Source organism: Embleya scabrispora DSM 41855 (genome assembly GCF_000372745.1).
Taxonomy (GTDB): Bacteria; Actinomycetota; Actinomycetes; order Streptomycetales; family Streptomycetaceae; genus Embleya; species Embleya scabrispora.
Genome location: NZ_KB889675.1, coordinates 176,221 through 190,478, shown reverse-complemented (window position 1 = coordinate 190,478; position 14,258 = coordinate 176,221). Strand labels below are relative to the sequence as shown.

The following is a 14,258-nucleotide window of genomic DNA, read 5'->3' as shown; positions in this document are numbered from 1 at the left end:
ATGAACCCGCAGGTCAGCGCTATCGCGACTTAAATGTCGAAGTAGAGCTCGAACTCGTGGGGGTGGGGGCGGAGGCGGACCGGGTCGATTTCCTTGGTGCGCTTGTATTCGATCCAGGTGTCGATCAGGTCCTGGGTGAAGACGCCGCCTTCGAGGAGGTACTCGTGGTCGGCTTCGAGGGCGTCGAGGACCTCGGCGAGGGTGCCGGGGACCTGGGGGACGGCCTGGTGCTCGTCGGGGGCCAGTTCGTACAGGTCCTTGTCGACGGGCTCGAGCGGCTCGATCTTGTTCTTGATGCCGTCGAGGCCGGCCATCAGCTGGGCGGCGAAGGCCAGGTACGGGTTGGCCGACGGGTCCGGGACGCGGAACTCGACGCGCTTGGCCTTCGGGTTGCTGCCCGTGATCGGGATACGGATGCAGGCCGAGCGGTTGCGCTGCGAGTAGACCAGGTTGACCGGCGCCTCGAAGCCCGGGACCAGGCGGTGGTACGAGTTCACCGTCGGGTTGGTGAAGGCGAGCAGCGACGGGGCGTGCTTGAGCAGGCCGCCGATGAAGTAGCGGGCGGTGTCGGACAGGCCCGCGTAGCCCTGCTCGTCGTAGAACAGCGGCGAGCCGTCGGTCCACAGCGACATGTGGCAGTGCATGCCCGAGCCGTTGTCACCGAAGATCGGCTTCGGCATGAAGGTCGCGGTCTTGCCGTTGCGCCACGCGACGTTCTTGACGATGTACTTGAACAGCATCAGGTCGTCGGCCGCGGCCAGCAGCGTGTTGAACTTGTAGTTGATCTCGGCCTGGCCGGCGGTGCCCACCTCGTGGTGCTGGCGCTCGATCTCCAGGCCCGCGGCCTCGAGCTCCAGGGAGATCTCCGCGCGCAGGTCGGCGAAGTGGTCGACCGGCGGGGTGGGGAAGTAGCCACCCTTGTAGCGGACCTTGTAGCCGCGGTTGTTCTCCTCCGCACCGGTGTTCCAGGCGCCCGCCTCGGAATCGATGTGGTAGAAGGACTCGTTCGCGCCGGTCGAGAAGCGCACGCTGTCGAACACGTAGAACTCGGCCTCGGGGCCGAAGTACGCCGTGTCGGCGATGCCGGTGCCGGCGAGGTAGCGCTCGGCCTTCTTCGCGACGTTGCGCGGGTCGCGGCTGTACTCCTCATCCGTCAGCGGGTCGTGGATGAAGAAGTTGATGTTGAGCGTCTTGTCCTTGCGGAACGGGTCGAGCCGCGCCGTGGACAGGTCGGGGCGAAGGGCCATGTCCGACTCGTGGATCGCCTGGAAGCCGCGGATCGAGGATCCGTCGAACGCCAGCGTCTCACTCGGGTCGAACGTCTTCGCCGGGACCGTGAAGTGCTGCATCACGCCAGGCAGGTCGCAAAAACGAACGTCGACGAACTTGACGTCGTTGTCGGCGATGTATCGCGACACCTCTTCGGCGTTGTTGAACATCAATCCTCCTCGACCCGGCGCCAGGCGCGGGTAGTTGCGTTCGCGGGGAGCGGCCTCCTCCCCGGTGGCCACTAGGCCTCGAAGGTAGGCGGGAGCGGTTTCCCGTCGGTGTCCCTCGTGTTTCCGGGATGTTACGCACACACCCGTACGGTCTAGCCCGTCTTGCCTGGATGCATGCCCATGATCATCGTGCTCACGCACACCCCGGGGCGGGTGAATCGGCCCGGCTCGTCTACTTTGGAAGGGTGGACGAGAACACGACCGCATCGCGGAACCAGGCCCCCGGGACGGCGGGCGAAGACTTCGGCTACCGCGGCAAGCGTCTCGGGCTGCCCGAGGACGGACCCAATTCTCTGGCGCCGACCGGGCGCAGGCTGATCGCCCTGCTCATCGACTGGGGCATCTGCTACGTCATCGCGCTTTCCTTCCTGGGCGGCGGCGACCTCAACGACCCCGGGACGAGCTGGGGAACCCTCGCCCTGTTCGCCGCCGAGAACCTGCTCCTGGTGAGCACGATCGGTTGGACCTTCGGCAAGCGCGTCATGGGCATCCGGGTGGTGTCGGTCACCCGCGACACGCTGTTGCCGCTCGCGGTCGTGGTGCGCACGTTCCTGCTGTGCCTGGTGATCCCGCCGGCGATCTACGACCGGGACGGGCGCGGGTTCCACGACAAGGCGGTCGGTACCGCCGTGGTGCGTGCGTAGGCACGCGAGGACCGCAGTGGTGCGTGCGTGGTTCGTAACACGACGGGTGCGGCGCCACGACTCGCACCGCCCCCATGACACCTCGCCGCAACGCAAGCGGCGACGCGACACAACAGAAAGAGCGGCGGCGATCCGGTTCGGATCGCCGCCGCTCTCGTGATCGGGTGGGGACGGGGTGTCGCTGCCGCGTCGCGCGCGGTGGGTGCGCGGTTGGGGGCGGGGGTCAGCCGCGCGGGCCGCGCGGCATGCGCGCGCCCTTCGGCATCGGGCCCTTGGGCACCGGCATGTTCTTCATCAGGTCGCCGACCGCACGCAGGCGGTCGTTGACCACCGCGACCTCGGGCTTGGCCATGGTCGGCGCCAGCTTCATGATGTGCCGTTGCAGCTTGAGCAGCGGGACCTGACCCTCGTCGTTGCCGACGATGATCGTGTGCACCGCGGTGCTCGCCACCAGGCGGGACATACGCTTCTTCTCATCGGCCAGCAGTCGCGCCACGCGACCGGGCTGGCCCTCGCCCACCAGGATGATGCCGGGGCGACCCACGGCGCGGTGGACGACATCCTGCTGGCGGGTGATGGCCACGGTGGGGGTCACGACCCAGCCACGCTTGAGTGACTGCATGACCGCCAACGCGGCGCCGGGCTGGCCCTCCATCTGGCCGAGCACCGACTTCTCGGCCCGTCGTCCGAAGATGAAGGCCGCCGCGAGCAGACCCACGAGGGCACCGAAGATGCCCAGGTAGATCGGATGTCCCCACCAGAAGCCGATGGCCAGGAGTACTGCGAATACGCCCAGACCCCAGGCCGCCACAATCAAGCCGACCCACGGATCGGCCTTCTTCGTCTGCTGGTAGGCGAGCCGGATCTGCTTCAGCCGGCCGCTCTTCTCGGATGGTTCCTTGCTCGCCATGTGAAAAGGATACTGGCGTGTCGTCCACCTCGGACAATGCCTGCCGACAGCTTGTCCGAACCTTCATGCGGGCGAGCGCGGCACTACAACCGTCCGAGCAGCGCAACGGCCGTTCGGCCGGAGACGAACCCCCGGTGAACGGCCGTACGGCGCGGCGCGCGTCAGTGCGAGCCGGTGCCCGGGGACGGGTTGACCGGGGCGAGCCGGGCCAGGATGTCGGAAGCCTCGGCGCGGGCGCGGGCGCGATTGCGGTCGGCGCAGACGGCCGCCCACGCGTTGCGTCGCGCGGTGCGCTGGCCGCCCTCGAACATCAGCACGGTCTCGACGGCCCGGAAGACCCGGCCCACGGTCGCCCGGCGGGCCGCGAAGCCGCGATCGAACGCGCCTCGCAGCACCGAGGCGTTGCCCTGCTGCGTGTCCTGCATGACGTCGTCCCCCTACCTGTTCTTGGTGCGAACGTTCACCGCACTGCGGTCGACTCTCGCAACAATGTGTTACCAAATGATGACGTCAGGGTCAAACCGACGTGAAAGTCTGCATACCTTCGCCTGAAGCGGAGCGGGATTCGCGCACTTCGAGTGCCTGGCGGTACAGCCGGCCCGCGCGGTACGACGAGCGGACCAGGGGGCCGGAGAGCACGCCCGCGAAGCCGATCTCCTCGGCCTCCTCGTTCAGCTCGACGAACTCCTCCGGGCGCACCCAGCGCTCGACGGGGTGGTGCCGCACGCTCGGCCGCAGGTATTGCGTGATGGTCAGCAGCTCGCAGCCCGCGTCGTACAGGTCCTGCATGGCCTGGCTGATCTCGGCGCGTTCCTCGCCCATGCCCAGGATCAGGTTGGACTTGGTGACCAGGCCGTCGGCCCGGGCCTGGGTGATCACGTCGAGCGAGCGCTCGTAGCGAAAGCCCGGTCGGATGCGCTTGAAGATGCGCGGCACCGTCTCGATGTTGTGCGCGAGCACCTCGGGGCGGGACGAGAACACCTCGGCCAGTTGGTCCGGCTGCGCGGTGAAGTCCGGGATCAGCAGCTCCACCCCGGTACCGGGGTTCAGCTCCTTGATGTGGCGCACCGTCTCCGCGTACAGCCACGCGCCGCCGTCGGGCAGGTCGTCGCGGGCGACGCCGGTGACGGTCGCGTACTTCAGGCCCATCGCCTGGACCGACTCCGCGACGCGGCGCGGCTCGTCACGGTCGAGCTCGGCCGGCTTGCCGGTGTCGATCTGGCAGAAGTCGCAGCGTCGGGTGCACTGGTCGCCGCCGATCAGGAAGGTCGCCTCGCGGTCTTCCCAGCATTCGTAGATGTTGGGGCACCCGGCCTCCTCGCACACCGTGTGCAGCCCCTCGCGCTTCACGAGTTGCTTGAGTTCGGTGTACTCGGGGCCCATCTTCGCCCGGGTCTTGATCCACGAAGGCTTGCGCTCGATGGGAGTCTCCGCGTTGCGGACCTCCAGGCGAAGCAGCTTGCGGCCGTCGGGTGCGACAGCGGACACGCGCGACTCCCTTTGCTCGGGGCAGCCTGCGGGGCGGGACAGACTGCGATGGGCCCGGCAGGATGTCCGGGCCCGTGGTGGGGCGGTACGTCCAGAGTACGCCGAGCGATCGGGGCCGTCGGACGGCCCATCGGGTGGCAACCGGGACGAACCCGGGTGCATTCCCCGGATGTCGGATTCGGGTACGAGGCGTGCGTCACGCGGGCGACGAGGTCTGCGTCACGCCGGGCGACGAGGCGGGTTTCACGCCGGGCACGCGGCGGGCGTCACGCGGACCCGATCGGCGCCTCACACGGCACGTGCGCGAACACGTCGGCCAGGTGCTTCTCGGCCAGCGGCAGGACCTCGGTGACGGTGACCTCGCGGCCCAGTTCACGGCTCAGCGAGGTGACGCCGGCGTCCTTGATGCCGCACGGCACGATCCGGTCGTAGTACGTCATGTCCGCGTCGCAGTTGATCGCGAAGCCGTGCATGGTCACCTTGCGCGAGACCCGGACGCCGATCGCCGCGAGCTTGCGGTCGTCGCCGCGCTGGCCCGCGTTGGACGGTGCGTACTCCGGGCCGGCCAGACGCGGGTCGAACTCCGGGTGCAGGCGCGGGTCGGGTCCGGCCGCCAGACGGCCGTCCAGGCGCAGATCGAGCCCGCCGACCGGGGCCGGGCTCGGCGGCACCGCGTCGCCCAGCACCCAGACGCCGCTGCGGCCCTCGATCCGGGTGGTCTCCAGGCCCAGGTCGGCGCAGACCCGGATCAGCGCCTCCTCCATCCGGCGCACGTGCGCCACCACGTCGACCGGCTCGGGCAGCCGCACGATCGGGTAGCCGACGAGTTGGCCGGGGCCGTGCCAGGTGATCTTGCCGCCCCGGTCCACGTCGACCACGGGGGTGCCGTCCATCGGGCGCTCGGAGGGGTCCGTGCGGCGGCCGGCCGTGTACACCGCGGGGTGTTCCAGGAGCAGGCAGGTGTCGGGTGACACACCGCTCACCACCTGCTCGTGGACGCGGCGCTGCTCCTCCCAGGCGGCCTCGTACGGAACGGCGGCGGCGCCGAGGCCCAAGTGCACGAATCGCAAGAAGCTGGTCACGTCGAACAGCGTACGACGGGGTCGCGCGTCACCGATGGCCGGTGTCGAGCCCGCGGACCGTGCAGGTGACGCCGGTGAAGGTGCAGCCGATCGACTCGACCCGGCCGTACAGCCCGAACTCGATCACCACGCTGGCCCCGGGGGCCAACGGGCCGCTGCCGCGCGCGGTGGCGATGCCACGATCGGTGCTGGTGCGCATGCCCTCGCCCCAGAGCATGGTGAAGCCGCTCCCCCGGCCGGACGCGGTGAGGGTGAGGTCCCAGGCCGGGAGCGCACGCGCGGTGCGGTTGGTGATGATCACCGTGCCGTCGGCGCCCCAGCCGGAGTCGGTCACCTCGGCGTCGACGGAGATGTCCTTGGGTCCGGTGGTGGCCGGCGGGGGCGGAACGGGCGGCGCGGTCGAGCCGGGCGGCGCGGTGGTGCGGGCCGTCGTGGGGCCGGTACTCGCGGTCGCGCTCGCCGTGGCGGACGGAGAGCGGGCGGCCGACCTGGTGGGGCTCGCGGTCGTGGAGGTGGCCGCCCCCGGGCTTGCCGGGGCGGTGCCGGGCAGCGGGTACGCGGGCGCGGGCGCGGGCAGCGGCAGGTTCAGGTCGTTCGGGAGCGAGCGATGGCGGCCCTTGTCGTCGCCCGAGCCGGAGAACAGGAAGACTCCGCTGGTGAGCAGCAGGCACACGAGCGCGACCACCACCAGGGGGATCACGATCCCGCGAGCGGTGTCGTCGGGCTGCCGGGTCACGCGTGCGCTTCCTTCGAGTCGGGGCGAGGCCGCGGGGGCGGGCGGCGGGGAGCGGAGTCGTGGGCCGGTTCGGCCGGCTGCGAGATTCACTCGCACGGTTCGGCTCGGTTGCGGTCGGTTCGGTTCCGGCGGTGTGATGCGGGTTCCGTTGGCCGGGCGGTTTTGGATTCGGGGTCGGCCGGGCGGTTTCGGCTTCGGGTTGGCTTCGGGGTCGGTTCCGGCGGTGTGGTTCGGTTCGGCCGGGCGGTTCGGGTTCGGCCACGCCGGTGTTGATCACCCCATCGGGTGAACTGCCTCGCGCATGTTCCACCACGGCCCCGCGCACCGCAAGCGACGCGCGGGTGGTGATGCCGCATCGGATCCATCCCGAGGGTTCGGCAGGTTCTGCCGAACTCGGCTGTGGCGGAGGGCCGTCGGACCGGATTCGCCACCCGTTCGCCGGCCCCGACCCGGTAACTCGAAAGGGTCATTGTTGCGAGCGTTCGGGTTGTAGCGCTCCAGAAATCGCTAGATTCTCGCGCGATCACCCACCCACACCGAACCACCGCACCAGCGGGAGGCGTTCATCTCCATGGCAGCCAGGGTCGAGCGGCGCCCCAATCACCGGCTGGCGGCGCTTGTCGAGGAAGCCGGCTTCTCGCATGCCGGTCTGGCCAGACGCGTTGACCAACTCGGTGCGGAACAGGGCATCGATCTCCGGTACGACAAGACCTCGGTGGCGCGCTGGCTGCGTGGCCAACATCCGCGCGGGATCGTGCCGATACTGCTTGCCGAGGTCTTCACCCAACGACTCGGCCGCAAGCTGAGCGCCGAGGATCTGGGCATGGCCGGGTGCCGGCCGGACTATGCCGGGCTCGAATACGCGTCGGGGCCGCCCGAGGCGGTCGAGATCGTCACGGGCATGTGGCAGGCCGATTCGGCGCAGCGATCCGCGCTGGTGGAGGCCGCGTTCACGCCCGGGGCGCTGGTGGTGCCCAGCCGGGACTGGCTGATCGGCGCCGGCGACGAGCGGCCGGCCCGACAGGACGGCGATCGGGTCGGGCTCGGCGACGTGGCCGCGGTGCGTGCGGTCGGCGAGGCGTTTCGGCGGTTGGACAACTCGTTCGGCGGTGGGCACGGCAGACAGGCGCTGGTGCGCTACCTCGACACGGAGGTGACCGCGATACTGCGCGGGACCTACGACTCGCGCACCGGCAGCGCGCTGTTCGGCGCGGCGGCCACGCTGACCCGGCTGGTCGGCTGGATGGCGTACGACGTGGGCGTGCACGGGATGGCGCAGCGCTACTTCGTCCAGGCCCTGCGGCTGGCCCAGGCGTCCGGTGATCGGGCGCTCGGCGGGTTCGTGTTGTCCACGATGAGTCGACAGGCGGTCTACCTCGGCCACGGGCGCGAGGCGGTACAACTGGCGCGGGTCGCCCAGCAGGGTGCGTCGGGGGTGGCCACGCCCCGGGTCCGGGCGCTGTTCCACGCGGTCGAGGCGCGCGGGCACGGCCTGCTCGGGGACGCGCGGGCGTGCGGCGCCGCGTTGCTGCGCGCGGAACAGGCGTTGGAGTGCGTCGCGCCCGGGGACGCGGAGCCGGAATGGGTCGCGTTCATGAACGAGGCGCAGCTGACCGACGATCACGCGCACTGCTATCGGGACCTGGAGGACTACGACAAGGCCCGCGAATACGCCGAGCGGTCGCTGCTGTTGCGTGGCAGCGAGTACACCCGCAGTCGGCTGTTCTGCCAGACGATCCTGGCCACCGCGTTGTTGGAGTTGGGCGAGATCGAACAGGCGTGCCGGATCGAGGCGGAGGCGACGGAGCAGGCGGAGGGCCTGCGGTCCTCGCGGGCGGTGGACTACGTACGCGAGTTCACGCACCGGTTGGCGCCGTACCGGGATGTGCCGGCGGTGCGGGAGTTCGAGGCGCGGTCGGGGTACTTCGTGCGGACCGCTTGAGCGCGGTTCGCGGGTGCGTCCTGGTCGGCTCGGGTCTTTCGTACCCGCTCGCCCACCGTTTGCCCGGGGCCGCGGAATTCGGGCCTCGGGTGGGCCCGATGGGGCCGGTCGGCCACGCGCCCGCCTAGGCCGCCAGGACGCCCAGGTCGGCGAGGGCCGATCTGGCGGCTCGGCGGCCGGAGGCCAGGGCTCCCTGGATGGAGCTGGAGTCGCGGTGGTCGCCGCAGACGTACAGGCCGCCGATCAGGCGGACCGGGCGGCGGAAGTTGTGGCCGGGCTCGACCACCGGGACGGCGCGCGTGATGTGACAGGTGGTCAGGTGTGCCCACTCGGTGGTGGGCGTGTCGTATACGACGGCCAGCCGTTCGCGAACCCGGAGTTCGAGCTTGGTCGGCTCCGCTCCGTCGTGGCCCAGGACGGTGGTGGCGATCAGGGCCCGCCGGTCCGGCGCGTACGTGGGCGCGACCTGGCTGACCACCGCGGTGTGGGTGAACGGGCTGCGGGCGTCGGCCTCCACGAGCAGTGACGCGTCGGGTCGAGGGGCGCCGCGAGCCACGTGATACAGCGTGGTCACCGGATGGAACTCGGGCATCCGCAGGCCCGGCAGCAGGGCCACCGCCGTGGTCGGATCGGTGGCCACGATCACCGCGCCGGCGCGGATCTCGCCCGCCACGTCGGTGAGTACCCGGTCGGCCGAGACGGACAACACCCGCACGCCGTGGCGCACCACGCCGGCGGGCAGCCCGGCCGCGAGCTGGGCCGGCACGGCCGCCATGCCGCGGGCGGGCAGCGCCACCCGGCCACGCAGGAACGACCGCAGCATCAACTCGGCGAACCGGCTGGACGAACGCAGCGCGGGGTCGTGCAACAACATGACCAGCAGCGGGCGCAGCGTACGCCGGGCCAGTTCGGGCGGCAGCGCGCACATCGTCGGCGCGTCGGCGACGGCCACCTCCGGAGCGCTCATCACCCGGGCCACCGGAGCGGACGCGGTCCGGGCGAGCAACGCGGCCACCCGGGCCCGGTCGGTGCCGCTGCCGTTGCGCAGCCCGCCGATCGCGTCCCGCACCCGGCGGACGTCGCCCACCCGTTGGGTGCGACCGTCCTCGTGAAGCAGGACACCGGCCTGGAACGAACGCAACCCCAGTGCGGCGACGTCCAGTTGCCGGCCCACCTGGGGCCAAGAGGTGGTCAGCGACTGAAAGCCGTGATCGACCCGGAACCCGTCCACCAGGTCGGTGCGCACCCGCCCTCCGGGTCGCTCCGCGGCCTCCAGAACGGTCACCGGAACCCCCGCCGCCGCGACGCTTCGCGCCGCGCTCAAGCCGGCAAGGCCCGCTCCCACCACGATCACCTCGGTTCGACGCACGTTGACCACGGTCGTCCTCCCGTCCCCCTGCCCACGGCCGCAGGCGCCGCGGAGTCGGTTTCGTCGCCTACTGGTCATACCCAGGGAAATCACCGTAATCGCCCTGTCACGCACGGGAGTTGGGCCGAAAGGAGCCGATCACGAACCACCCGGCCTGCGATGTGCCCGGCAATGCGAGCCACACCGACGGGGCCGGGCAGCGCTTCATGGGCCCCGGTGACCCCGAGGCCGCGTCGTAGTCGGCGCCGGGTCAGGCTGTCAGGGCGGCGGTGAGGGTGGATTCGATGGTGGGGTGTTCGAAGGTGAAGCCCGAGGTGAGGAGGGCCTTGGGCAGGACGCGTTGGCCGGTGAGGATTTCGGTGCCGAAGTCGCCGAGGGCGGCGCGTAGGGCGAAGGCGGGTACGGGCAGGACGGTGGGGCGGTGCAGGGCCTTGCCCAGTGCCTTGGTGGCCTCGGCGTTGGTGACCGGGTGCGGTGCGGTCAGGTTGATCGGGCCGGCCAGGTCGGGGTGGTCGAGGGCGTGGCGGATCGCGGCCACCTCGTCGGCAAGCGAGATGAAGCTCCAGTATTGCCGGCCCGAGCCGAGCCGGCCGCCCAGACCGGCCTTGACCAGCGGGATCATCCGGCGCAGCGTGCCACCGGAGCGGTCCAGCACCAGGCCGGTACGCAGGTGGGCGACTCGGATGCCGGCCTCCAGCGCGGGTACGGTGGCGGCCTCCCACTCGATGCACAGGTCGGCGAGGAAGCCGCTGCCGGCCGGGGACGACTCGTCCACCTCGCGGTCGCCGGTGTCGCCGTAGAAGCCCATCGCGGAGCCGGACAGGAGTACCCGCGGCGCGGGTTCCAGGGCCGCCAGAGCGCGTGAGACGGCCGCGGTGCCCAAGACCCGGCTGTCGCGCAGCTCGCGCTTGTACGAGGCCGTCCAGCGCTTGTCGCCGATGCCCGCGCCGGCCAGGTGTACCGCCGCGTCCACCGGGCCGAGCGTGGCGGTGTCCACGGTGCCCGCGTGCGGATCCCAGCGGACCTCGTCCGGGCTGCCGGGAGCCCGACGGACCAGCCGGACCACCCGGTGCCCGTCGGCGGTCAGCGAGCGGACGAGGGCGGACCCGATGAGGCCGGACGAACCGGTGACGGCGATACGCATACCGCCATCCTTGCCCACCGGACCGCGGAAATGCCGAAGGCGGCCCGGACGAGGTGTCCGGGCCGCCTTCGGCACGTGCCCACCGCTTGGGAACGTGTCCGCCGCGGTGTGTCCTACAGGCCGAGGTCGCCCTCGAAGGCGCCTTCCTCGAGACGGGTCTTCACCGTCTGCAGGAAGCGGGCCGCGTCCGCGCCGTCCACCAGGCGGTGGTCGTAGGACAGGGCCAGGTACACCATCGAGCGGACCGCGATGACCTCGCCGAGCGTCGGGTCGTTGACCACGACCGGGCGCTTGACGACCGCGCCCGTGCCAAGCATCGCGACCTGCGGCTGCGGGAAGATCGGCGTGTCGAACAGCGCGCCGCGCGAACCGGTGTTGGTCAGCGTGAACGTGCCACCGGCCAGCTCGTCCGGGCTCACCTTGTTGGTACGGGTGCGCTCGGCCAGGTCGGAGATCTTGCGCGAGAGGCCCGCGATGTTCAGGTCACCCGCGTTGTGGATGACCGGGACCATCAGGCCGCGGTCGGTGTCCACCGCGATCACCAGGTGCTCGGCGTCGTGGTAGGTCACGGTGCCGGCGGCCAGGTCCATCGACGCGTTCAGGACCGGGTGGATCTTGAGCGCCTCGACGGCCGCCTTCGCGAAGAACGGCATGAACGACAGCTTGACGCCCTCGCGCGCCACGAAGTCGTTCTTCGCCCGGTCGCGCAGGCGGGCGATGTTGGTGACGTCCACCTCCACGACCGTGGTCAGCTGGGCCGAGGTCTGCAGCGACTCGACCATGCGCTTGGCGATCACCGTGCGCATGCGCGAGAGCTTCTCGGTCCGACCGCGCAGCGGCGACGGCTCGATCGCGGCCGGGGCCTTGGCGGCGGGCGCGGCCGGGGCGGCGGCCGGAGCCGATGCCGCGGCGGCGGCCTGGGCCGCCTGCTGCTTGCGGGCCGTCTCCAGGACGTCCTGCTTGCGGATCCGACCACCGATGCCGGTGCCCGCGATCGAGCCCAGGTCCACGTTGTGCTCGGCGGCCAGCTTGCGCACCAGCGGCGTGACGTACGCGCCGTCCGCCTCGACCGGCGGGGTGAGCTGCGGGGCGGCCGGAGCGGCCTGCTGCGCGGCGGGCGCCGGAGCCGGAGCGGGCGCCGGAGCCGGCGTGGGTGCCGGGGCCTGCGCCGGAGCGGCCTGCTGCGGAGCGGGGGCAGGCGCGGCCGGAGCCGGAGCCGCCTGCGCCGGAGCCTGCTGGGCCGGTGCGGGCGCCGCCGGAGCGGGCGCCGCGGCCGGCGCGGAACCGGGCGCGCCGATGATGGCCAGCTCGGCGCCGACCTCCACCGTCTCGTCCTCGGCGACGCTGATCCTCAGCAGCACGCCACCGATCGGCGCCGGGATCTCGGTGTCGACCTTGTCGGTCGAGACCTCCAGGAGCGGCTCGTCGGCCTCGACCGTGTCACCCTCCTGCTTGAGCCAGCGGGTGATGGTGCCCTCCTGCACGCTCTCGCCGAGCGCGGGCAGCAGCACCGGAGTGCCCTGCGCGTCGCCGGCGGGCGCGGCCGGGGCGGCGGCCGGAGCCGGAGCGGTCTCCTGCTGCGCGACAGGCGCGACAGGCGCGGCCGGAGCGGCGGGCGCCGCCTGAGCGGGCGCGGCCTGTGCCGGCGCGGCCGGAGCAGCCGGAGCCTCCTGCGCCGGCGCGGCGGCCGCAGCCGCCGGAGCACCGGAGCCGTCGTCGATCACGGCCAGTTCGGCGCCGACGTCGACCGTGTCGTCTTCCTGGGCCTTGATGGACACCAGAATGCCGGCGGCGGGGGAGGGGATCTCGGTGTCGACCTTGTCGGTCGAGACCTCGAGCAGGGGCTCGTCCAGCTCGACGCGCTCACCCTCCTGCTTGAGCCAGCGGGTGATGGTGCCCTCCTGCACGCTCTCGCCGAGCGCGGGCAGTGTTACGGAGACCGGCATGGGTCAATGACTCCTTCTCAACGCTTCAAGGCGTGTGTCTTGGATGACGGTTGCGCGATTGCGGGCGCGCCGTCAGTCGTGGACGTGCAGCGGCTTGCCCGCCAACGCGAGGTGGGCCTCGCCAAGCGCCTCGGACTGCGTCGGGTGCGGGTGGATGAGCTGGGCGACCTCGGCCGGCAGGGCCTCCCAGTTGTAGATCAGCTGAGCCTCCGAGGTCAGTTCGCCCATGCGGGCGCCGACCATGTGGATGCCGACGACCGGGCCGTCCTTGACCGAGACGACCTTGACCTGGCCGGTCGTCTTGAGGATCTGACTCTTGCCGTTGCCGCCGAGGCTGTAGCTGATCGTGGCGAGCTTGTCCGAGCCGTAGCGCTCGACCGCCTGCGCCTCGGTGAGGCCGACCGAGGCCACCTCCGGGTCGCAGTAGGTCACGCGCGGCACGCCCGCGTAGTCGATCGGCACCGGGTTGAGTCCGGCGATCCGCTCGGCGACCAGGATGCCCTCGCCGAAACCGACGTGGGCGAGTTGAAGGGTGGGGATGAGGTCGCCCACGGCCGAGATCGTCGGCACGTTGGTGGCGCAGTACTCGTCGACCAGGACGTAGCCGCGGTCCATCTCGACGCCGGCCTCCTCGTAGCCCAGGCCCGCCGAGACCGGACCGCGACCGACGGCGACGAGCAGCAGCTCGGCCTCGATCTGCTTGCCGTTCTCCAGCGAGACCTTGACGCCCGCGTCGGTGTACTCGACACCGGAGAAGCGCGCACCGAGCTCGAACTTGATCCCGCGCCGGCGGAAGGCGCGCTCCAAGAGCTTGCTGCTCGCCTCGTCCTCCAGGGCCACCAGGTGGGGCAGCGCCTCGACGATGGTCACGTCCACACCGAAGGACTTCCAGGCACTGGCGAACTCGACGCCGATCACGCCGCCGCCCAGGACCACCGCGGACTGCGGGACCCGGTCGAGCACGAGCGCGTGGTCGCTGTTGATCACCCGGTTGCCGTCGATCTCCAGGCCCGGCAGCGACTTGGGCACGGAGCCGGTCGCGAGCACCACGTGTCGACCCTCGTAGCGCTGCCCGTTCACCTCGACCGCGGTCGGCGACACGAGCTTGCCCGCGCCTTCGACGACGGTGATCTTCCGACTGTTGATCAGTCCGGTCAGGCCCTTGAACAGGCGCGAGATGACGCCGTCCTTGTAGGCGTGCACGGCCGAGATGTCGATGCCGTCGAACGTCGACTTGACGCCGAACTGCTCGCTCTCACGGGTCTGGTCCGCGACCTCGCCCGCGTGCAGCAGCGCCTTGGTCGGGATGCAGCCGTTGTGCAGACACGTGCCGCCGAGCTTGCCCTTTTCGATGAGGACGACCCGCATACCGAGTTCGGCCGCGCGAAGGGCGCACGCATAGCCGCCGCTCCCGCCTCCGAGAATGACTACATCGAAAACGGCTCCGGCGTCGTTCGCCACGTCACGTCCTCCTGTGATTGCGATGCCCACCCGCGCG

General features: G+C 71.1%; 12 protein-coding genes. 2 read left to right on the top strand and 10 right to left on the bottom strand.

The features are described from left to right. Positions 1–29: 29 nt before the first annotated feature. A complete protein-coding gene (glnA, locus tag A3IC_RS0126195; protein WP_026218756.1) occupies positions 30–1,439 on the bottom strand; it encodes a type I glutamate--ammonia ligase in 1,410 nt (469 codons plus the stop codon). 245 nt (positions 1,440–1,684) lie between these two features. On the opposite strand from glnA, the gene A3IC_RS0126190 reads away from it, so the two are divergent. Beyond that, a complete protein-coding gene (locus tag A3IC_RS0126190) occupies positions 1,685–2,143 on the top strand; it encodes an RDD family protein (protein WP_020553033.1) in 459 nt (152 codons plus the stop codon). Between the two features lie 223 nt (positions 2,144–2,366). On the opposite strand, the gene A3IC_RS0126185 is transcribed toward A3IC_RS0126190, so the two are convergent. The 5 genes from A3IC_RS0126185 to A3IC_RS62690 all read right to left on the bottom strand — a co-directional run bounded on the left by A3IC_RS0126185 (position 2,367) and on the right by A3IC_RS62690 (position 6,359). Further along, positions 2,367–3,053 (bottom strand): DUF4191 domain-containing protein, encoded by a 687-nt coding sequence (locus A3IC_RS0126185; protein ID WP_020553032.1) that lies wholly within the window; start codon positions 3,051–3,053, stop codon positions 2,367–2,369. A 161-nt stretch (positions 3,054–3,214) separates the two neighbouring features. Further along, positions 3,215–3,478: a hypothetical protein gene (locus A3IC_RS56655; protein ID WP_020553031.1), complete on the bottom strand. Its 264-nt coding sequence runs from the start codon at positions 3,476–3,478 to the stop codon at positions 3,215–3,217. A 91-nt stretch (positions 3,479–3,569) separates the two neighbouring features. After that, positions 3,570–4,541, bottom strand: a complete 972-nt coding sequence (lipA, locus tag A3IC_RS0126175; protein WP_020553030.1) for a lipoyl synthase — start codon at positions 4,539–4,541, stop codon at positions 3,570–3,572. Positions 4,542–4,807: 266 nt separating this feature from the next. Continuing rightward, positions 4,808–5,623, bottom strand: a complete 816-nt coding sequence (gene lipB / locus A3IC_RS0126170; protein ID WP_020553029.1) for a lipoyl(octanoyl) transferase LipB — start codon at positions 5,621–5,623, stop codon at positions 4,808–4,810. Between the two features lie 28 nt (positions 5,624–5,651). Continuing rightward, complete coding sequence (locus A3IC_RS62690; protein ID WP_020553028.1) at positions 5,652–6,359, bottom strand: hypothetical protein; 708 nt, start codon at positions 6,357–6,359, stop codon at positions 5,652–5,654. Between the two features lie 571 nt (positions 6,360–6,930). On the opposite strand from A3IC_RS62690, the gene A3IC_RS0126160 reads away from it, so the two are divergent. Continuing rightward, positions 6,931–8,301, top strand: coding sequence for an NsdA family TPR-like regulatory protein (locus tag A3IC_RS0126160; protein WP_020553027.1), 1,371 nt, complete (start codon positions 6,931–6,933; stop codon positions 8,299–8,301). Positions 8,302–8,425: 124 nt separating this feature from the next. Here the strand turns inward: A3IC_RS0126160 and A3IC_RS0126155 are convergent, their stop codons facing one another. The 4 genes from A3IC_RS0126155 to lpdA form a co-directional block, all read right to left on the bottom strand. Next, the gene (locus tag A3IC_RS0126155; protein ID WP_245599496.1) at positions 8,426–9,670 is read right to left on the bottom strand and encodes an NAD(P)/FAD-dependent oxidoreductase; all 1,245 of its coding nucleotides are present in this window, start codon (positions 9,668–9,670) and stop codon (positions 8,426–8,428) included. Between the two features lie 250 nt (positions 9,671–9,920). After that, entirely contained in the window at positions 9,921–10,814 is an 894-nt protein-coding gene (locus A3IC_RS0126150) for a TIGR01777 family oxidoreductase (RefSeq protein ID WP_020553025.1), read from the bottom strand. A 113-nt stretch (positions 10,815–10,927) separates the two neighbouring features. After that, positions 10,928–12,760 carry a 2-oxoglutarate dehydrogenase, E2 component, dihydrolipoamide succinyltransferase gene (gene sucB, locus A3IC_RS0126145; protein WP_020553024.1) on the bottom strand — a complete coding sequence of 611 codons (1,833 nt, stop codon included), beginning with the start codon at positions 12,758–12,760 and terminating at the stop codon, positions 10,928–10,930. A gap of 72 nt (positions 12,761–12,832) precedes the next feature. Beyond that, positions 12,833–14,221 carry a dihydrolipoyl dehydrogenase gene (lpdA, locus tag A3IC_RS0126140; protein ID WP_026218755.1) on the bottom strand — a complete coding sequence of 463 codons (1,389 nt, stop codon included), beginning with the start codon at positions 14,219–14,221 and terminating at the stop codon, positions 12,833–12,835. Positions 14,222–14,258 lie beyond the last annotated feature (37 nt).

Excerpts from the sequence above, each read along its gene's own strand:
- A3IC_RS56655 (WP_020553031.1), bottom strand. The coding sequence starts at position 3,478 with ATGCAGGACACGCAGCAGGGCAACGCCTCGGTGCTGCGAGGCGCGTTC.
- A3IC_RS0126160 (WP_020553027.1), top strand. The coding sequence starts at position 6,931 with ATGGCAGCCAGGGTCGAGCGGCGCCCCAATCACCGGCTGGCGGCGCTT.
- A3IC_RS0126185 (WP_020553032.1), bottom strand. The coding sequence starts at position 3,053 with ATGGCGAGCAAGGAACCATCCGAGAAGAGCGGCCGGCTGAAGCAGATC.
- sucB (WP_020553024.1), bottom strand. The coding sequence starts at position 12,760 with ATGCCGGTCTCCGTAACACTGCCCGCGCTCGGCGAGAGCGTGCAGGAG.
- A3IC_RS0126150 (WP_020553025.1), bottom strand. The coding sequence starts at position 10,814 with ATGCGTATCGCCGTCACCGGTTCGTCCGGCCTCATCGGGTCCGCCCTC.
- glnA (WP_026218756.1), bottom strand. The coding sequence starts at position 1,439 with ATGTTCAACAACGCCGAAGAGGTGTCGCGATACATCGCCGACAACGAC.